Source organism: Anaerotignum sp. (assembly GCF_030625865.1).
Classification (GTDB): domain Bacteria; phylum Bacillota; class Clostridia; order Lachnospirales; family Anaerotignaceae; genus Chakrabartyella.
This window is the reverse complement of sequence record NZ_DAOUQB010000005.1, coordinates 67,141-86,537: the sequence shown is the minus strand read 5'-3', so window position 1 is coordinate 86,537 and position 19,397 is coordinate 67,141. Positions and strand designations below refer to the sequence as shown.

Annotated in this window: 16 protein-coding genes and 1 other annotated feature; of the genes, 14 read left to right on the top strand and 2 right to left on the bottom strand. The window is 38.4% G+C overall.

Going from position 1 to position 19,397, the window contains the following annotated elements; translation table 11 throughout:
• The 4 genes from P9Q65_RS02805 to sigE form a co-directional block, all read left to right on the top strand.
• On the top strand, positions 1-1,382 hold a 1,382-nt coding region (locus P9Q65_RS02805), incomplete at its 5' end, for a hypothetical protein (RefSeq protein ID WP_330695161.1).
• Positions 1,383-1,686: 304 nt separating this feature from the next.
• Complete coding sequence (locus P9Q65_RS02800; RefSeq protein WP_304507655.1) at positions 1,687-2,973, top strand: homoserine dehydrogenase; 1,287 nt, start codon at positions 1,687-1,689, stop codon at positions 2,971-2,973.
• Between the two features lie 245 nt (positions 2,974-3,218).
• Complete coding sequence (locus P9Q65_RS02795) at positions 3,219-4,073, top strand: sigma-E processing peptidase SpoIIGA (RefSeq protein ID WP_304507653.1); 855 nt, start codon at positions 3,219-3,221, stop codon at positions 4,071-4,073.
• Entirely contained in the window at positions 4,070-4,804 is a 735-nt protein-coding gene (sigE, locus tag P9Q65_RS02790) for an RNA polymerase sporulation sigma factor SigE (RefSeq protein WP_304507652.1), read from the top strand. Before P9Q65_RS02795 ends, sigE begins: the two co-directional genes overlap by 4 nt.
• Before the next feature lie 91 nt (positions 4,805-4,895).
• On the opposite strand, the gene P9Q65_RS02785 is transcribed toward sigE, so the two are convergent.
• The gene (locus tag P9Q65_RS02785) at positions 4,896-5,063 is read right to left on the bottom strand and encodes a hypothetical protein (RefSeq protein ID WP_304507651.1); all 168 of its coding nucleotides are present in this window, start codon (positions 5,061-5,063) and stop codon (positions 4,896-4,898) included.
• Between the two features lie 316 nt (positions 5,064-5,379).
• Here P9Q65_RS02785 and P9Q65_RS02780 point away from each other — a divergent pair, with 316 nt between their 5' ends.
• From P9Q65_RS02780 to P9Q65_RS02745, 8 genes are all read left to right on the top strand, one after another.
• Complete coding sequence (locus P9Q65_RS02780; RefSeq protein ID WP_304507649.1) at positions 5,380-6,744, top strand: sigma-54 interaction domain-containing protein; 1,365 nt, start codon at positions 5,380-5,382, stop codon at positions 6,742-6,744.
• A 425-nt stretch (positions 6,745-7,169) separates the two neighbouring features.
• Positions 7,170-8,135: a thiamine pyrophosphate-dependent dehydrogenase E1 component subunit alpha gene (locus P9Q65_RS02775; protein ID WP_304507647.1), complete on the top strand. Its 966-nt coding sequence runs from the start codon at positions 7,170-7,172 to the stop codon at positions 8,133-8,135.
• Between the two features lie 34 nt (positions 8,136-8,169).
• A complete protein-coding gene (locus P9Q65_RS02770; protein WP_304507646.1) occupies positions 8,170-9,138 on the top strand; it encodes an alpha-ketoacid dehydrogenase subunit beta in 969 nt (322 codons plus the stop codon).
• A 69-nt stretch (positions 9,139-9,207) separates the two neighbouring features.
• Positions 9,208-10,782, top strand: coding sequence for a 2-oxo acid dehydrogenase subunit E2 (locus tag P9Q65_RS02765; protein WP_304507645.1), 1,575 nt, complete (start codon positions 9,208-9,210; stop codon positions 10,780-10,782).
• Between the two features lie 60 nt (positions 10,783-10,842).
• A complete protein-coding gene (gene lpdA, locus P9Q65_RS02760) occupies positions 10,843-12,246 on the top strand; it encodes a dihydrolipoyl dehydrogenase (RefSeq protein ID WP_304507644.1) in 1,404 nt (467 codons plus the stop codon).
• Positions 12,247-12,787: 541 nt separating this feature from the next.
• Positions 12,788-13,030: a binding site (T-box leader), on the top strand.
• Between the two features lie 122 nt (positions 13,031-13,152).
• The gene (locus tag P9Q65_RS02755; RefSeq protein ID WP_304507642.1) at positions 13,153-14,154 is read left to right on the top strand and encodes an ABC transporter substrate-binding protein; all 1,002 of its coding nucleotides are present in this window, start codon (positions 13,153-13,155) and stop codon (positions 14,152-14,154) included.
• A 42-nt stretch (positions 14,155-14,196) separates the two neighbouring features.
• On the top strand, positions 14,197-15,087 hold the full coding sequence (locus P9Q65_RS02750) for an ABC transporter permease (RefSeq protein WP_304507640.1): 891 nt from the start codon (positions 14,197-14,199) through the stop codon (positions 15,085-15,087).
• Entirely contained in the window at positions 15,080-15,853 is a 774-nt protein-coding gene (locus tag P9Q65_RS02745) for an ABC transporter ATP-binding protein (RefSeq protein WP_304507638.1), read from the top strand. The genes P9Q65_RS02750 and P9Q65_RS02745 overlap by 8 nt, the downstream gene beginning before the upstream one ends.
• Before the next feature lie 7 nt (positions 15,854-15,860).
• Here the strand turns inward: P9Q65_RS02745 and P9Q65_RS02740 are convergent, their stop codons facing one another.
• Positions 15,861-16,190: an amino acid kinase family protein gene (locus tag P9Q65_RS02740; RefSeq protein ID WP_330695159.1), complete on the bottom strand. Its 330-nt coding sequence runs from the start codon at positions 16,188-16,190 to the stop codon at positions 15,861-15,863.
• A gap of 408 nt (positions 16,191-16,598) precedes the next feature.
• Here P9Q65_RS02740 and P9Q65_RS02735 point away from each other — a divergent pair, with 408 nt between their 5' ends.
• Together P9Q65_RS02735 and eutH are read left to right on the top strand one after the other, a co-directional pair.
• The gene (locus P9Q65_RS02735; RefSeq protein ID WP_304507637.1) at positions 16,599-17,936 is read left to right on the top strand and encodes an MATE family efflux transporter; all 1,338 of its coding nucleotides are present in this window, start codon (positions 16,599-16,601) and stop codon (positions 17,934-17,936) included.
• A gap of 319 nt (positions 17,937-18,255) precedes the next feature.
• Positions 18,256-19,347: an ethanolamine utilization protein EutH gene (eutH, locus tag P9Q65_RS02730; RefSeq protein ID WP_304507636.1), complete on the top strand. Its 1,092-nt coding sequence runs from the start codon at positions 18,256-18,258 to the stop codon at positions 19,345-19,347.
• Positions 19,348-19,397 lie beyond the last annotated feature (50 nt).

Genomic DNA, 19,397 nt, shown 5'->3' with positions numbered 1-19,397 from the left:
TAACTGGAGTTTTATGCGTTGCAATGACAGCGTCAGGACTTTTTTTAGGCTGTGCAGAGGCGAAGGAGACGAATATAACTTTATCTCAGCAACAAGAAGAAGAAGTGGTTGCGTTATTGGGAGACCTTAATGAAAATGTTTCCGATGGTGTAAAAGATGAATTAAGGAAACTTGTCTATGAAGCAGAAACCAGTATAACTGAAAGAGAATTAAAAGATAATTACCGACTGTCTAATGAGGAGGCAAAGGTTTGGGAGGAAATAACAAATTTGCTTGATAAAGAAACAATGAGACAATTTGGTAGGGTATATGGCTATGCGAACGGAGTCTCTCAGGGAGAGAACCAAGAGGAAAACATAGATTATGGTAAAGAAATGATGGATAATCTAAAAAAAATACTATCAAATCAAGATTGGAATAGAGTTAACGAAATAAGAAATGACTATTTTACGGCAATTGAAAATAATGATCAAGACTATAATACTGATCCTGAATTAGAAATCAGACTGATAATCAATAAGTATAGTGAATTGGATGCAGATGCAATTCTTTTAAACTTATTGGGTGATAAGAGCCAGAAGAACTTAGGAATGTTTAAAATAACACCCGAATTTGATGCAGTTTATCAAAATGGAACGGAAAATGGATTAAATTTATTAGGGTCTGAAGAGCAGGAATCGTTGAAGAAGGTTTGGGAACAGACTACTGATATTTTGCCCAAAGAATTATTTGCCAACTTCAAATACTTTAAAGTTGGAGGGGATGGTGAATTAGGAGTTTTCGCATATGTTACTCCCTTGGATTCGGAAGGGAAAATTTGGTGCATGAGTGTAGATCCGGCAGATATTAAAGATGATGGTTTCTACCCATACACGGTTGTACATGAAATGGCTCACTACATTACACTTAATCAAAATCAAGTAAAATACCTTAATAGTGAACTCTATCCTATGGATAGGTATAGAGAGTGGCTATTTGTAGCAAATGAGGATTCATATCTTCAAGCCTATTATAAGCTGTTTTGGAGGGATATGATTATTGATTGGTATACAAATCGAGATAATCCATATTTCTATTTGCGTCATCAATCACAGTTTGTTACAGGTTATGCCTCAACAAATTGCACAGAAGACATGGCTGAAAGTTTTTCGGCTTATGTGTTGTTAGATGAAGCTCCAACACCAGAGACTCAGGCGAAACTTGATTTTTTTGACAGTTATCCGGAGCTTAAGGATATAAAAAGTGATATTTTAAACAATATTAAGAAAAATAATGTTTATGTAAATCCGAGTAATGAACCTGTATATGAACAAGAGGAAAATTCAACGCTTTTGGATGGATATATAAGCTTACTTAGTTCAATTACAGAAATTATGAGTTAAATTTATTGAAGAGTCGTTACACTAAAAAAGGTGTGGCGGCACTTTTGTTAATAAGACTTACATGTATTAGGGTATTATTAAAAAGTATTTTAGACAAAATCTACATAACCGTGTCAGTGATTTACCATTTTTAAATGAAAATAGGACAAAATAAATAAAAATGTTTTTGTGGAGAGGAAAAATGTTTTTGAAAAAAAGACAATTTCATATTGACATCTCATCTTTTCATGCGTACAATCTTAATATCAGTCATAAATTGACAATGTAATTAATAGGGATATAGGTTAATTTGGAGGAAAATGGCATGAATCAAAGCATATGTAAAGTTGCCCTTTTGGGAATGGGAACCGTGGGCGGTGGCGTTTATAAAATCTTAGAAAAGCAAAGAGATAATTTGGTTTATAAAATTGGCGGCGATATGGAAATAGAAAAAATTTTGGTGCGAAATAAAACAAAGTATATGGATAAAGTTGATCCCCAAAAGTTGACTGATCAGTGGGGGGATATCATCAATGACGATAGCATTGAAATTGTAGTTGAGGTAATGGGTGGTATTGAGCCGGCAGGGACATATATTAAAGAAGCTTTGCAAAAGGGAAAGCATGTTGTGACTGCAAACAAGGACTTAATGGCGGTGCAAGGCCATGAACTTTTAGCAATTGCCAAGGAAAACCATTGTGATTTGTTGTTTGAAGCGGCGGTTGCGGGGGGAACACCTATTATCAGGCCATTAAAGCAATGTTTGGCTGGAAATGATATCACTGAAGTAATGGGAATTATTAATGGTACCACGAATTTTATTTTGACGAAGATGGCAGAAGAGGGTATGGAATTTGCTGATGCGTTGCAATTGGCAACAGATTTAGGATATGCTGAGGCCGATCCTACGGCAGATATTGAGGGATATGATGCAGGGAGAAAGCTTGCGATTTTGGCTTCTATTGCCTTCCATACGCCCGTTACTTTTCATGATGTTTATACAGAGGGAATTTCAAAAATTACTGCAAAGGATATTCGCTATGCCCATGAGCTTGGCTGCGAAATCAAGCTTTTAGGTATTGCCAAAAATACAGAAGATGGAATTGAGGCTAAGGTTCATCCTGCAATGATTCCGTCTAAACATCCCCTTGCTTCGGTAAAGGATTCTTTCAATGCAGTATTTGTTCATGGTGATGCAGTAGATGATGTTATGTTTTATGGTCGTGGTGCGGGAGAGTTACCTACGGGCAGTGCAATAGTAGGAGATATATTTGATGTAGCGAGAGATATCAAATTTAATTGTGCCGGACGCATTGGCTGTAGTTGTTATCAGAATATCCCTGTAAAAAGTATCGGAGAAACCAGAAGCAGTTACTATGTGCGAATGAAGTTGGAAGATAAAGCGGGCACTCTGGCTGCTTTAGCAGGGCTGTTTGGCAGTAATAACGTAAGTATTTCTACGTTACTGCAAAAAACCAAACAAGGGAACGCCGCCGAGGTTGTGATTGTAACTTATGATGTTTTGGAAAAGCAATTCATGGACTCTATAACGGTAATATCCACTATGTCTATGGTGAAAGAAATTTCATCTGTAATTCGAGTTTATCACTAAACTTTTATCAACCATCTCTGCTTTCAATAGAGGTGGTCTTTAAAAAACATAAAGCAAAGAAGCATCTTAAGCAGATTTTAACAGATTTTGAATGGAAAAAAGAACTTTAAACCAAAGGATTAAATAGTGAAAAGAATGGAGCGTCGAAGAGAGTCGAACGCTGCCATTCTTTTTTTGTTATTATTCAGCAATTATGACAGATTTTGCACTGAAACGTGCCTATAATTTGTTTCAGGAGGGAAAGAATGGAGGCTTCAATTTACATAGACGTATTGTTTTTTTGGGAATGCTTGATGGATTTATTCCTGTTGTGGGCGGCAGGGCGAATTAGTGGTTTTAAAGCAAAAAAATGGCGGCTTTTTCTGGGTGCATTTTTGTCTGCTTTATGCCATTGCATATTGTTGGTTTGTTTTTTTCCAAATAGTGGCGGCATTTTTCTTTCTTTTGCGCTACTAATCATTGGGCTTTCTGTAGCATATTTACCCAAAAGCATAAAAAATTTTGTGCGCCTTTTTTTTACCGCTTTATTTGCATCTTTTTTGATGGGCGGTGGATTGAATGTATTATTTATGTCTACGCAGGCTCAAAGCGTTTTAGGCCAAGGATTGATTGTAAGCCATAAATTTTTTCCGTGGCAATACTTAATTTGGGGGATTGCAGTAAGCTATATTTTACTAAAAATAGGCGCCAAATGGATCGAAGCTCACATCAGACGACGACGTGATTTTTGCACTGTGTATATTCGGAAAAATGGCAAGTGGGCAGAAGCACGTGGGTTGATTGATACGGGAAATGGACTAAAAAAAGATGGCAAGGGTGTTATTGTGCTGGAAGTTGGAACGGTACTGCCTTTGTTTTCAGCAGAGGAGGGAGAAAGAATACTTGTTGGGGCTAAGGATAGCCTTGTGCCTATGCACTACACCAGTCTGGGAAATCCAGAAGGGGCACTATGGGGCTTTGTTGCAGATGAATGCCGCATCTGTTTTGGTGAAAAAACAAAAAAATATAACGGATTATACATAGGCATTTCCTTTGAATTTTTTACAGGGGCATATGAGGGCTTAGTGCCCCCTTGTTTGTTGGAGGAGGACGATTTATGAAACACTGGAAATATCTCCTGTTTTTACTAAAATATCATACAGGATTGTTTTTGCGCAAATTACGTAGAAAAGGTCAAGAGGTTTTTTATATTGGTGGTAGTGACGTTTTCCCACCACCCCTTAAACCTGACGAAGAAGCTGTTTTGTTGGAACAACTTGGCGGTGAGGATGAAGTTAAGGTAAAATCAGTTCTTATCGAGCGAAATTTACGTTTGGTTGTTTATATCGCACGAAAGTTTGAAAACACCGGTGTGAACGTAGAGGATTTGATTTCTATCGGTACCATTGGTTTAATTAAAGCCATTAATACATTTAATCCTGAGAAAAAAATAAAATTGGCAACTTATGCATCTAGGTGTATTGAAAATGAAATTTTGATGTATTTGAGGAGGAACAGCAAAACAAAATCCGAAGTTTCTATTGATGAGCCTTTGAATGTTGATTGGGAGGGAAATGAGCTGTTACTCTCCGATATTCTCGGTACCGAAGGGGATGTCATTTATAAAAATATTGAGGAAGAGGTGGATCGGGAACTTTTAAATAATGCGATGGATAAGCTTTCTTGCAGAGAAAGAAAAATTGTTGAAATGAGATTTGGAATTTTACCTGAAACAACGGAAAAAACACAAAAAGAGGTAGCAGATATACTGGGGATTTCTCAATCCTACATTTCAAGGTTGGAAAAAAAAATTATAGGTCGTTTGAAAAAAGAAATTAATAAAATGATGTGAGGTTATTTTATTGATCAAAATAATAGAGGTATGCATACCCTTGTGGCAAGTATAAGGCACCTTTCTTATTAGAAGGGTGCCTTATACTTTTTTAAACATCCTGATAGTGTAGGGGCTCATAGTCGGAATTTTGCATTTTTCCTCGTCCATTATCAAAAAATTGTTGCTCTCTTCCATTTTGTTGACGCTTAATTGCATGAGTACTATGACGAACCTCTTGAAATTGAGAAATACCCTCAGAAAATTCTAATGAACGCAAAGTCTCCCACTCCTTTCTTTTTTATACTATGCCCAAAGAGAACTGGGTTACGCATAAAAAAGAAATTTTTATTTTTAATCTTTGCATTATTTAAATATATCTTAAAGGGAACCCTAATACGCATTTCATTTTACATGCAGATTTGCTAGGTTTTTGTGCTATAATAAAATATATAATGTTAAAAACACATTAATTTATTATGTGTTTTATTTGGGTTACTGAAATTTTATCGTTAGTATTTTCGTTTTTTCCTTTAATTATGATGTTCACTATTATTTTTAATCATTTGTTAGTTTAAAAGAAAGGTGATTTTAGGATGAAGCAAAACATTAGTTTTGAGAGCATTGCCAAAGAATTTTTAGAATCCTTAGGGGTTGTTGTTATCATAGATACGGAAAGTCGCATTATATATATGACAGAAAAGTATGCTGAATTGTTTAATATACCCCATCCGTATCCCATTGGACGGAAGCTGTATGAATTTGTTCCGAATGAAGGCTTAAGTGCCGTAATTCGTACAGGAAAAGAATGTGTTGAGGATTTTTTTGAACATGACGGGAAAACAATGGTTATTAACCGTCTGCTTATTCGAAAAGACAATGAGGTATGGGGTGGTGTTGCATTTACTTCTACCGGAAGCCGATTAACATTGAAGCAGTTGGAGAGCAAGATGCGCTTCTTAAATAAGCAGGTACAGTTTTACAGAGATAATTATTTTGAAAATACCGGAACCAAATACAATATTGATCAAATTATTACACAAAATCAGGAATTAAAGAATTTGATTTCTTTTACCAAAAGGGCGGCAAGAACCCGTTCTGCAATTTTAATCTACGGAGAAAGCGGTACAGGGAAAGAGCTTTTTGCTCATTCTATTCATAATTTAAGCCAGCGGGCGAAGATGCCATTTGTTATTTTAAACTGCGCGGCAATCCCTGAAAATTTGCTGGAATCTGAACTTTTTGGTTACGCCGAAGGTGCCTTTACCGGGGCTTTGAAAGGTGGAAAAAAGGGGAAGATTGAACAAGCAGACGGAGGGACGTTGCTGTTGGATGAGATCAACTCTATGCCCTTTCAGTTGCAAGCAAAGCTATTGCGTGTGGTACAGGAAAAGGAGATTCAGGTAATCGGAGGGAAAAATAAAGAAATTGATGTGAGGTTTGTATTTACAACAAATCAAGATTTAGCCCAAATGGTAAAAGATGGAAAATTCCGTGATGACTTATATTACCGTATTAACGTGGTGGAGTTAAGGATACCGCCTTTGCGCCGAAGAGAGGGGGATATCCCTCTATTGGTAAATCATTTTATTGAGAAATTAAATGAGGAACTTGGTGCCCATATTACAGGGGTAGATAAAAAAGCTATGGAATTACTGGAAAGTTATCAATGGCCGGGGAATATTCGTGAATTGGAAAATATGATTGAACGTGCGTTTAATTATGCCAATTCTGGTGAATTATCCGATGAGGATTTTGAACGTTTGCGCTTGAAAATCAGTATTGCAGAGAATAAACAAGAAAATAACCTCACGCTGCGGGCGGCAAGAGAAGAAGCGGAAAAACTGGCAATTACCAGGGCTTTGAAGCAGACGAAAGGGAATAAAAAGAAAGCAGCGGCTTTACTGGATATTGATAGGAGTATTCTATATGATAAGATGAACAAATTTAGTATGAGATGAAGAAAAAATGCTGTCTCATAGAGTTGAACGAAGGTTTTTGTGAAGTGTGTTTATAAATTCATTTATTCAATATAAGATAAACAATGTAGTTAAAATACAACACTTTTTTGCGCGCTGAGAAAATATCAATAAAAATGATGATTGTATTATAGGAAAAACAATGGAAAATGTATATATTTATAATACAAGAATGACAAGTTGTTAAGAAGTGTAGGAAAAACACAACTAGTGTTGAATATTTACGACACTAAATTTGCAAAATAAAGATGATTTATTAGAACTTAATTCACAATGAAATTTATTTATTCTTAAAAAACCTCTAGATTTAGAGGTTTTTATTTTTTTGAAAAATATTTGGCACAATAGTTGCTTGTTAATAAGGCATGAGTAAGAATTCTATTTAACTAAATTAGGAGGTTCTGAATATGGCTTATTCAAAAGAATTCATAACAGATTTATACAGAAATTTATTGGGTATTAGATTGTCCGAGGAAAAGTTGGTTGCAATTTATAAAGAAGGACGCGTTCCCGGACATATTCATAGCGGTGTTGGTCAGGAAGCGACACATGTTGGTACACTTTTTTCAAGAAAAGAAGGCGATTATTTTAAACTTGCCCACCGTGTCGTAAGTATTTCCCATGTTTTGGGTGTGCCTTTTAAAAATATTTATGCTGAAATTTTAGGTAGACAGGATGGTAATTCCCGTGGCGGTGGCGGCGTAAATCATATTGCTGATTTCAGCAAGGGTGTTCTGGGCATGAGCGGTACATTAGGTTGTGACATGGGTTTTGCCGTAGGTGCTGCCTATAAATTAAAAATGGAAGCAAAAGATAATATCGTTTATTGCTTCTATGGCGATGGCACTTCCAACCGTGGCCCTGTGCATGAGGCAATGAACTGGGCGGCAGCGTGGAAATTACCTGTACTCTTTGTTTTAGATAACAATCAATGGGCAATTTCTACTTGTATTTATGAATCCTGTGCAGTGGAAAATCCCGGCGCTGACCGTGCGGCATCCTATGGCATGGCATCAAAGGTAGTAGACGGTTCAGATGTTATTGCTGTATATGAGGCAGCGAAGGAATTGTCTGATTATGTTCGTGCCGGCAATGGCCCTGCAATTTTAGAAGCAAAGAATTACCGCTGGAGAGGCCATTTTGAAGGGGATCAATGTAAATATCGGGATCCTGCCATCACTGAAAAGTGGCAGAAAAAGAGAAACTGTGTGAAAAGAATGGAAAACTATATGCTGGAAAACGATTTTATCACAGAAGATGAAATCAAAAGAATGTATGGAGAGATTGATGTTGAGTTAGACGCAGCAGTAGAGTTTGCAGAAGCATCTCCAAGAGCAACAGCAGAAGATCTTTTCAACAATATTTTTGCTTAAATTTGATGGATAAAATCTAAGGAGGTTTTCAGTTATGCACGTAACATATGGTCAGGCAATTGCAGATGCCTTAAAAGAAGAAATGGAACAGGATGAAAAGGTTGTTGTGTTTGGCGAAGACGTAGCCCAGCACGGCGGTATCTTTGGTATTACAAGAGGTTTATACGAAGTTTTTGGTGAAGATAGAGTAAAAAATACACCGATTTCCGAAACATCAATTATCGGCGTTGGAGCAGGCGCGGCGTTAGTAGGCTTGAGACCTTGTATTGAATTGATGTATTCCGACTTTTTATTGGTAGCATTCAGCGAAATTTATCATTGTGTTGCAAAGTGGAGATTTATGCATGGTGACCAATACAAGATTCCTATGGTAATTCGTGCGGCAGCAGGTTCCGCTTTTGGCGCAGGGGCTGAGCATTCCAACTGCGTGGAGAGCCTGTTTATGCATACACCCGGGTTAATCATTATCAGCCCTTCTACAGCGGCTGACGCAAAGGGTCTTTTAAAGAGTGCTATTCGTAATGACAACCCTGTATTATTCTTTGAACATAAGCAATTATATCAGGTGAAAGAAGATATTCCTGATGGCGAATATACAATCCCCATCGGTGTTGCGGATATTAAAAGAGAAGGTACCGATGTTACCATTGTTGCCATGGGCTTAATGGTGAAAAAAGCGTTGGAAGCGGCTGAAAAATTGGCAGCTGAAGGTATCAGCGTAGAGGTTTTGGATCCCAGAACCATTGCACCTTTGGATAAAGAAGCCATTCGTAAATCCGTTGAAAAAACCCATAGAGCAATTGTGGTGGAAGAGGGCAACAAAACAGGCGGTATTGGTGCAGAAATTGCAGCTATGATGCAGGAAGAAATGTATGATGAATTAGATGGACCTGTTTTAAGAGTAGCGGCGTTAGACGTTCCTTTGCCTTACGATGTGGCGTTGGAACTGGTTTGCATTCCTAATGCAGATAAGATTGTAGAGGCAGTGAAGAATTTGTTCTAATTTAGGCTGCAAAAAAAATCCACAGAATAGGAGGAAACTGTAATCCAAAGGGGATTATGGATAAAATATATGAGCGTTGAATTAGTAATGCCCAAGGCTGGGTTAACCATGATAGAAGGCACCGTCGCCATTTGGAAAGTGGAAGAGGGTGCAAGTGTAAAAAAAGGTGATGTGGTGATGGAGTTTGAAAACGAAAAAACCACCATGGAATGCGAAGCAAATGAAGATGGAATTTTGCATATTGTTGCCAATGCAGGGGATGTAGTAAAGGTGGGGGAAGCGGTTGCTATCATTGCCGTAAGCAAAGAGGAGTACGAAAGTATGAAAAACGGCGGTTCAGCTCCTCAGGCAGTAGAACCCGTGGCGACTACTACAGCTTCCACTGGTGCATCTGTTGACGCTGCAGAGGTTGTAATGCCCAAGGCTGGATTAACTATGATTGAAGGTGTGGTAGGAGAATGGAAGGTAGCAGAGGGCGAAGCAGTAAAAAAAGGTCAAGCTATCTTTGAATTTGAAAATGAAAAAACCACCATGGAATGTGAAGCAACAGCTGACGGTATTTTGTACCAGGTTGCAAAAACAGGAGATACTGTTAAGGTTGGGCACACTGTTGCCTATGTTGCAGCAACAAAAGAAGCCTATGATGCTTTTGCAAAGGGTGCAACCCCTGGAAGCCAAGCCATGTGTGCAAATGAATGTGAAGTTTGCCATAAATCTGTGGCTTTAGCTATGGCAGAAACTGCTCCCCAGGGGGGCAATGCCGTTGCAAAAGATGGACATGTGAGAGCAACAGGGCTGTCAAGAAATATTGCAAAAAGTGCGGGGATTGATCTCTCTTTGGTGGGAGGCACAGGCCCTAACGGAAGAATCGTCGCAAAAGACGTTTACGCATATTTAGAAGCAGCAAAAGCTGCACCTGTATCTGCACCTCCAGTAAAGGCTGTACAGCCATCAGGTGAGGTAGTAAAGACCCTTTTAAGTGGACGCAGAAAGTCCATCGCAAAAAATATGAGAAAGTGCTTTGAAATTATGGCACCATTGACTGTATTTGCGGAAGTTGATGTAACAGACTTGTTGGCAATGCGTCAGAAGTATGTTGAGAAAAAAGACATTTTGGACTGCAAGATTTCAGTAAACGATATTTTGATGCTTGCAACTGTAAAAATGTTGAAAAAACATCCTATGCTGAACTCCACCTTTGACGGTGAAACAATAAGCTCTTACCCCTATGTAAATTTGGGTATGGCAGTAGGACTTGCCGAGGGATTGGTAGTTCCTGTACTAAAGAATGCAGATCAGTATTCCTTGCTTGAAATGAGTAAGGGCTTGCGTGATCTTGCTTTAAGAGCAAAAGAGGACACCCTTGTGGGAGGAGAACAATCGGGAGCAACCTTTACCGTTACAAACGTTGGTATGTTCCATATCGACTTTGGTACTCCTGTTATTTCTCCTCCACAGGTGGGAATTCTGGGCTTCGGCACAGCAAAGAAAAAGTTTGTGGAGTATAAAGGGGAGTTCTGCCCTAGAACAATGATGCATATGATGCTGACTTTTGATCATAGAGTTTTCGATGGTAGAGAAGCTGGAGAAGTTTTGGGTGATATGAAACAACTTCTTGAAAATCCTGAATTAATTTTTGTATAAAATAAAGGAGGAAACGGTGTGGCTCTATTTTAAAAATATGGAGCCACCCCATAAATCATTATGGCGAATAAAACAAGTGTAATTGTGATTGGCGGTGGCCCTGGCGGTTATGTGGCAGCAATTCGTGCCGCCCAGCTAGGAGCTGATGTAACATTAGTTGAAAAAAATAAATTAGGGGGAACCTGCTTAAATGTTGGATGTATCCCTACAAAAGCGTTGCTTCATGCTGCAGAAATTATAGAAGAAATGAACCACGCTGCAGAATATGGTATTAAAGTAAAATCCGAAGGCTATGACTGGAAACAAGTTCTGGAGAAAAAAAGAGCTGTTGTAAATCAGTTGGTGGGTGGCGTAACAGGTTTGTTGAAGGCAAATAAGGTAAAGGTTGTAGAGGGTGAAGCATCTTTTACAGCGACAAAAACGCTTTCAGTAAAGAAAAAAGATGGTAAGGCGGAAACAATAAAAGCAGACAAAATTATTATTGCCGCAGGTTCTGTACCGGCAATTCCGCCTATTCCCGGCGTTGAGGGGAACCCTGCTTGCATTGATTCCACGGGTGCTCTTTCTTTGGAAAACCCACCTAAAAGCCTTTTGGTCATCGGTGGTGGTGTTATTGGCATGGAATTGGCAACGGCCTACAATGCATTTGGCACAAAAGTAACCATTGTTGAAGCTATGCCCAAATTGCTTCCTATGATGGATGGTGAATTGACCGCAATGCTCCGTGGTTTAATGGAGAAAAAAGGTATCGGAATTTTGACAGAGGCAAAGGTTCTTTCCGTTGGAATGGTAGGCGCAGAAGCAGAAGTTCAGGTTGATATAAAAGGCACAAAAAAAGCTTTCCATACAGAAAAGGTTTTAGTTGCAGTTGGCAGAAGAACCGATACTGGGGCGTTACAGTTGGATAAAGCAGGTATCCGTCATGATAGAGGCAAAATTCAGGTAAATGATTTTATGGAAACCAATGCAAAGGATGTTTATGCCATTGGTGACTGTTTGGGACAGATTATGCTTGCTCATATTGCCTCTGCCCAAGGGGAACTTGCGGCGGAAAATGCATTGGGACATAAAGCGAACTTTGACAGCAAAACAAATCCTTCTTGTGTTTACACTATGCCCGAGTTTGCAGGGGTAGGTTTAACAGAAGAAGGCGCAAAGGAAAAAGGCATTGATTATGGTGTTGGGAATTTTCCTTTGTTTGCTAATGGAAAAGCCTTGATTGCCAACGGTGGTGTTGGTGCAATTAAAGTTCTTTATGGTAAGAAATACAATGAAATTTTAGGAATTCATATTCTCGGACCAAGGGCAACTGATATGATTGGTGAGGCCGCTCTTGCCATAGGTTTGGAAGCAACATTAGAAGAGGTTATTAACACCATTCATGCTCATCCAACGGTAACAGAGGCTGTGCGTGAAGCGGCTTTGGCAGGGGAGAAAAGAGCGATCCACATTCCCAATAAATAATTAAGGTAGCAAGAATATCATGGAAAGAAGATGTTGCAACGAGAATCATTCTATAGTTGTGGTAGGTTTATGCTTAAAAACTTAGTTTTATGGTTTTTAAGGTGGTGGAGAAAAAAAGCCCTGTTCCTTCCTAAAAAGTTTGTAAATTCAAATTTTTTCTGGGCTTTTGCATTTTGGGAGGTAATTCCCAAAATATAAATACTTTAGGAATTCTAGTTGATTAAAGAGTTTTCCTATGGTGAAAAGAATTTGTCAGGGATCATTTTTTAAAATGTAAGATGGAAAAGATGCTGCCGTTAAGACTCTTATGAAAAGTTAATAATTATGTTTCATTGACTTCCCCGGTTATAAAACATTTCTTATTTTGCAAATGAGTATGCTTATTTTATGGATCTTATTGGGTAACGCTTTCCTTAAAAACTTTTAAAAGGTATCTGACAAAGCATTAGAGGGGCTGCAAAAGCAGTCCTTCTAGTTTTAGAAAAAGTGAGTAAAAATTTCTTGACTTTTTTTCAATCCGTGCTATAATTACCATATCTAAAATAAACCGATGACTAAGAGGAGTAGCCTTTTTGCTCACTTTCAGAGAGTTGCAGATGGTGGGATTGCAGCAGCAGAGTGTTAGGTGAATGGACTTATGAGGGCGGGCGAAAGCTTCGGCAAGTAGTACCCGACGGGAACCGTACCCGTTATCCAGACGGACTGTATTTTTGTACAGTGAATGAGTGGACGATTTTTTGTCAATTTGGGTGGTATCGCAGGATTTCCAAGTCTTGTCCCATGATAGGGGGATAAGGCTTTTTTATTGCAAGGAATTTTGTGTATACTTGTTTCCTGCTTGGACGGTTGCATGATTTAGATGAGATGAGACTAGACCATTTAGATGAGAAAAAAGGAGAGGGTAGTATGAAAAAATTTTTAGCAATGACAATGGCGGTAGTATTAGGGATGGTTGCATTAACAGGCTGTGGAACCAGTAATGACAATAATGGGGGAACAGAAGGAGAAACTGCAAATGCTGATATTCCTGTCATCGGTATTTCTCAGTACGGACAGCATGCATCCTTAGATAATTGCCGTGAAGGCTTTTTAAAAGGACTGGAAGAGAGTGGTTTGGAAGAAGGCAAGGACTTTACCTATGAATATCAGAACGCTGGTTTTGATGATAATATTGCAACACAGATTGCACAAAACTTTTCAGCAAAAAATGTGGATTTAATGTGCGCCATTGCAACGCCTTCTGCAACTGCTTGCTATGCAGCGGCAGAGGATAAAAATATTCCTGTAATCTTTACTGCTATCACGGACCCAGTGAAGGCAAGTTTGGATACGGGTAATATCACAGGCACAAGCGATAAGCTTCCTGTGGAAGCACAGCTTGAGTTGATTCGTGCGTTGCAGCCGGAAGCAAAAACGATAGGTATTCTTTATACAACAAGTGAACCTAATTCTGTATCTGCAATTGAAGAATATAAGGAAAAAGGACCGGATTATGGCTTTACCATTGAAGCAGTTGGTGTTACACAGCAGGCTGAAGTGTTGCAGGCTGCAGACAGCGTAATTGCAAAAGGCGTAGATTGTATTTCAAATTTAACAGATAATAACGTGGTAGGCGTATTGCCTTCAATCTTAGAAAAAACCAATGACGCCAAAATTCCTGTTTATGGAAGTGAAATTGAACAGGTTAAATTGGGATGTGTGGCTTCAGCCGGGATTGACTATATTGCACTAGGAAAGCAGACAGGTGCAATGGCAGCTAAGGTTTTGAAGGGTGAAGCGACTGCTGAGGAAATGCCTTACGAAACAATTACAAGTTTTGACACATACATTAATTCTAAAGCTTTGACAGATATGGAAATTACAGTTCCCTCTGACATTGCAGAAAAAGCAATTGAAGCAGAAAAATAATTTTTTGCACGGGGAAATGAGCGGATAGAAAGAGGTTTGACCATGGTTTTTCTTGACTTATTGATTAGTACACTTACGCAAGGTTTTATATATGCCCTGCTATCCTATGGTGTTTTTATCACCTATAAAATATTGGATTTTCCGGATTTAACGGTGGATGGAAGCTTCCCTTTGGGGGCAGCAATTACGGCTGTACTTTTGGTAAACGGAATGGATCCTTATCTGGTGCTTTTGATTTCAGCTGCTGTTGGTGCTTTGGCTGGACTTGCAACAGGATTTATTCACGTAAGATTGGGTGTTAGGGACTTGTTGGCTGGTATTATAACTATGACTGCACTGTTTTCCGTTAATCTACAAATTGCGGGTTCCAACTTGGCAGTAGAGCGGGCGATTGATACCATATTTACAGCAAAGCCAGTGATGGTAATTTTAGGGCCAATGTCTTTAATGATGCGTAAGTTTATTGTTACCTTAGTTCTTGCTTTGCTTGTAAAACTTCTGCTTGATTTATATTTAAAGACAAAAAGCGGGTTGCTTTTACGGGCAGTGGGTGACAATAGCACGCTGGTTACAACCCTTGCCAAAGATAAGGGAACGATGAAGATTTTGGGATTGGTGATTGCCAATGGACTGGTTGCCCTTTGTGGCAGTGTGGTTTGTCAGGAGCAAAGAGCTTTCGCCAGTACAATGGGGACGGGTCAGGTAGTATTTGGCTTGGCTACGGTTATCATTGGTACAACGTTATTTAGACGCTTTAGTTTTGTCAAGGGAACCACCGCTGTTTTGGTAGGCAGTGTTTTCTATAAAATTTGCATTCAAGTTGCAATAAGTTTAGGGCTACCCGCAAACCTTTTAAAATTAGTTATGGCTGTACTGTTTTTGGCTGTCCTTATTTTGGGTGAAAAAAAGAAGGGTGGTGCAAAGTATGCTTGAGTTGAAGAATATCACTAAAATTTATAATCCGGGTCAAATCACTGAAATGTGTTTGTTTGATAAGTTTAACCTTACTGTTACTGATGGTCAGTTTGTTTCCATTGTTGGTAGTAACGGCAGCGGAAAAACATCCATGTTAAATATCATTTGCGGCAGCATTCCCATTGAGGGAGGAGAAGTTTTGGTTGGAGGCAAAGATATCGCGAAAATGAAGGATTATCAGCGGTATCGTTCCATTGGGCGTGTGTATCAAAACCCATCAATGGGTACCTGTCCAAATTTAACGATGTTAGAGAACATGTCTTTGGCGGATAACAAGGGAAAATCTTTTGGACTGTCCTTCGGGGTTAATAAGGCAAGGGAAAATTATTATAAAGAGCAACTATCTATTTTGGGTCTTGGGTTGGAAAATAAGATGGATGTGAAGTTGGGAGCGCTGTCTGGCGGACAGCGGCAGGCAGCTGCTTTGATTATGTCTACATTAACACCAATTGAATTTTTAATTTTAGATGAGCATACGGCAGCATTAGATCCAAAAACAGCGGAAATTATCATGGATTTAACCGGAAAAGTTGTAAAAGAGAAAAAATTAACGGCAATGATGGTTACACATAACTTGCGTTATGCTGTAGAATACGGAAACCGCTTAATCATGATGGATAAAGGTGGTATCGTATTGGATAAGGAAGAAGAAGATAAGAAAAAGATGATGGTAGAGGATATTTTAGAAGTCTTTACTTCAATTAGCATTGAGTGCGGCAATTAGGCCGCACTCATTTTACTGTTCGTTTTAGCTTGACAAAACCACCGGCTAGTCTGCACCTTCCAACAAACACTGTTCCGGCACTCTTGCCTCTGACAATATCATATAATGCGTGAGGGTTCTTGTCGTTAGTAATGAGGGTATCTATTCCTTGTGCAGCAGCAAGGAATGCTGCCTGCAGCTTTGTCCTCGTTCCGCCTGTACCGCGCCTTGATCCGGCTCCACCAGTCAGAGCATAAACGCTGTCATCTATGTGTTCGATATGCTCAATCCTCTTTGCACCTGGATGCAAGCGTGGATCGTTGTCATACAGACCATCAATAAGGAACGGTTTACACAAGGTTTCAAAGTCACTCTCAGATGTATATTATATTTTTTTGAAAAATGTCTATTTTTTGGGCGGACGAATTAATTTCGTTCGCTTTTTCTATGCTTAATTATCTGTAAAGTTTCTTAAATTTATTTTTATTGCCAAGACATTGCTTCGAGTTATATAAGGGTGGCTTTCAGAATCTATAATATCCATATTGACAGAAAGTTTGTTTTTTGGCAATTTACATTGTAGGAGGAAACAAAAAGGAATGGAGGGTATGGGTTATAAATAAGCATAGTAGCTATGCAAACTGTTATTTATCCCTTGAATGTTTTTTAGGAATTCGCTATAATAAAAATAAATCTATCGGGTGAGCACCTACCGTATGCAGGCTAATCTTGCATACGGTTTTTTTTATTCAGGAAGAGGGAGAAAATGATTTGGAGTAAAAAGCAAAGTGATTTAAAAAATATTGCATATACATTGATAAAATTTAGCATACCGCTTATTCTTAGCGGCATACTACAACAACTTTACAACTGGGCAGACGCATTTATTATTGGTAATGTGAATGGAGAAATTTCATTGGCGGCAATCGGGGCAACCAGCACGGTTATAAACCTTTACCTTATGGTAATAACCGGATTTACACTCGGACTTTCGATCTTGTTTGCGCAAAAATTTGGCAGTAAAGAAATCGCATCCATACCGAAAATACTTGCAACTTTTTCAATGCTTCTTGGCGCTGTCTTTGTCCTACTTGCTGCCGTAGGAATAGGACTGACCTTCCCATTACTTCGTATGCTGCACACGACATGGGATACGATATATTTGGCAGAGCAATATTTGCGAATTATTTTCCTTGGTATCCCTTTTCTTGCTGTATATAATGTTTACGCTGCTGCACTTCGTGGCATTGGGGACAGCCGTACTCCCTTTTTAGCTGTTTTGCTTTCCTCAGTAGTAAATGTAATTTTGGATGTTTTATTTGTTGTTTTGCTTCATTTGGGTGTTATAGGTGCAGCAGTTGCAACAGTCATTTCGCAAGCGGCGATGACGATATTTCTCGTGACTTATAGCATCAGTAAGCATCCCCTTTTGCGTTTCTATCCGGGTAAACGTTCGCTAGATCGGAAGGCGTTGGTTCACGGCTTACGCTTGGGATTTCCACCTATGGTACAATCTAGCGTTAGTGCATTTGGCAGCTTGATACTACAAGATTTTATGAATGGCTTTGGAACGCAGACCGTTGCAGCTATAACTACAGCGTATCGTGTTGATTCCATTGTTTTAATTCCAATTATCAACCTTGGTTCTGGTATTTCCACTATTGTTGCACAGAGCCATGGTGCAGGACAAAATAAACGTGCTTACAAAATATTCTTTGTGGGAATGGTCTTAATGACCATGGTGGCTTTGATATTGACACTCTTAGTGATACCGTCGGGAGGCCATCTCATTGCGATGTTTGGCACGGGAGCGGAAGCCACAGAGATTGGTAAGGACTTCTTTCATCGAATCGCCAGCTTTTACATAGTTTTTGGTCTTGCAACTGCGGTACGTGGTTATTTAGAAGGTATAGGTGACGTTCTTTATTCCAGTATTGCGGGTATACTATCTCTATTATCCCGTATCCTCCTTTCATATTCTTTAGCTGCGTTTTTTGACAATATGATTATTGCTTATGCGGAGGCTTTTTCTTGGGGAGTATTGTTAGTATTATATTTGTTGCGTGTGATATGGAAGAAGCTAAATTTTAGTTTATCTAAATAATAAAAACACACAAATAAAACTTGATACATACGATTAATTTTGTGACATAACAGAAAAAGAAGAAAAAATATAGAAGAGAAAAATGAGCAATATTTGCAATATATATGACAACTTATGACATAGACATATGTAAGTGTTAAGAGATACTATATATTATAGGATAGTTTAATTTGATATAGTGATATGCATCTAACTTGTAGGCTAAAACGATGAAAAAGCAACGTCCTTGTATAAAAAATTTGTTTGCTTTGAGAGAATTGGGAATTTGTTTCGTTTGAACTAATACAAAATATCTTTCATTTAAAATAAGAGGTGAGTGATGAATACATATCAAATAATTAAAGGAATCATGACCATAGGAATCATAATTGGGGGTATTGATTTTTTATTTAACAAACATCATTCTGTTGGTGAGAAGTTCGAAAGTGGCTTTACAATAGCGGGACAAATGTTTTTATCTATGATTGGGATTATGTCAATTGCACCAGTAATAGCAAATATTCTCAAACCTTTGATTGTTCCTGTTTTTCAATTTTTTGATGTGGATCCGGCTGTTTTTGGTATGTTTTTAAGTATTGACATGGGTGGATATCATCTTGCGATGTCCCTGGCGGATTCTTCAGAAGTAGGAAAAATGATTGGGTTGATCACATCATCTATGTTTGGTGGAACACTGATTTTTACGATACCCGTTGCTGCAGGGCTAATAAAAAAAGAAAAACTTCCTTTATTTAACAGAGGTTTGCTTTATGGATTAATTGCAATTCCCATAGGAAGTGTCATCGGTGGGCTTTTATTGGGAATTGGAATAGGTGAAGTATTAATAAATAATATTCCGGTTATCATTTTATCTTTTATCGTGGTTTTGGGATTTCGATTTCACCCAAAACAAACGCTTAAGGTTTTTGATGGTCTCGGTTTTTTGCTTACCAAGATAGGAATCATAGGTATAATATTGGGTTTTGTCACCTATTTAACAGAGGTACCGCTCATATCTGGATTTATCCCAATTATGGAGAGCATGGAAATTGTATGTGGTATGATCATATTTCTGGTAGGAAGTTTGCCGATTATTGAGCTTATTACTAAAATACTGAAAAAACCGCTTTCGGTTATTGGCGAAAAATTTGGATTTACAGTAGCTGATACGAGCGGGTTATTGATTACAATGGCAAGCAATGTTCCGATGATTGCCTCGATTGATAAAATGAGTAATCGCGGAATTATTATAAATGCTACATGGACGGTGGCTATTTCAGCAATTTTAGGCAGCCAGATGAGCTTTGTTCTCGGGATTGAACCAACATGCATTGCTCCATTTATTGTATCAAAAATGATAACGGGGATTATTTCGCTTTTCATAGCTTTGTTTTATACACGTGGTGTAAAGTCTGCTGAAAGTGAATTATAATGATTTTTTTATAAAAGTAGTGGATTTTAAAGGATATAAATTTATTTACA

What these genes read in the sequence shown, in the direction of transcription:
- lpdA (WP_304507644.1), top strand. Translation starts at nt 10,843, where the DNA reads ATGGCGAATAAAACAAGTGTAATTGTGATTGGCGGTGGCCCTGGCGGT.
- P9Q65_RS02795 (WP_304507653.1), top strand. Translation starts at nt 3,219, where the DNA reads ATGGAGGCTTCAATTTACATAGACGTATTGTTTTTTTGGGAATGCTTG.
- P9Q65_RS02750 (WP_304507640.1), top strand. Translation starts at nt 14,197, where the DNA reads ATGGTTTTTCTTGACTTATTGATTAGTACACTTACGCAAGGTTTTATA.
- P9Q65_RS02770 (WP_304507646.1), top strand. Translation starts at nt 8,170, where the DNA reads ATGCACGTAACATATGGTCAGGCAATTGCAGATGCCTTAAAAGAAGAA.
- P9Q65_RS02800 (WP_304507655.1), top strand. Translation starts at nt 1,687, where the DNA reads ATGAATCAAAGCATATGTAAAGTTGCCCTTTTGGGAATGGGAACCGTG.
- P9Q65_RS02755 (WP_304507642.1), top strand. Translation starts at nt 13,153, where the DNA reads ATGAAAAAATTTTTAGCAATGACAATGGCGGTAGTATTAGGGATGGTT.
- P9Q65_RS02745 (WP_304507638.1), top strand. Translation starts at nt 15,080, where the DNA reads ATGCTTGAGTTGAAGAATATCACTAAAATTTATAATCCGGGTCAAATC.
- eutH (WP_304507636.1), top strand. Translation starts at nt 18,256, where the DNA reads ATGAATACATATCAAATAATTAAAGGAATCATGACCATAGGAATCATA.
- P9Q65_RS02775 (WP_304507647.1), top strand. Translation starts at nt 7,170, where the DNA reads ATGGCTTATTCAAAAGAATTCATAACAGATTTATACAGAAATTTATTG.
- P9Q65_RS02735 (WP_304507637.1), top strand. Translation starts at nt 16,599, where the DNA reads ATGATTTGGAGTAAAAAGCAAAGTGATTTAAAAAATATTGCATATACA.
- sigE (WP_304507652.1), top strand. Translation starts at nt 4,070, where the DNA reads ATGAAACACTGGAAATATCTCCTGTTTTTACTAAAATATCATACAGGA.
- P9Q65_RS02765 (WP_304507645.1), top strand. Translation starts at nt 9,208, where the DNA reads ATGAGCGTTGAATTAGTAATGCCCAAGGCTGGGTTAACCATGATAGAA.
- P9Q65_RS02780 (WP_304507649.1), top strand. Translation starts at nt 5,380, where the DNA reads ATGAAGCAAAACATTAGTTTTGAGAGCATTGCCAAAGAATTTTTAGAA.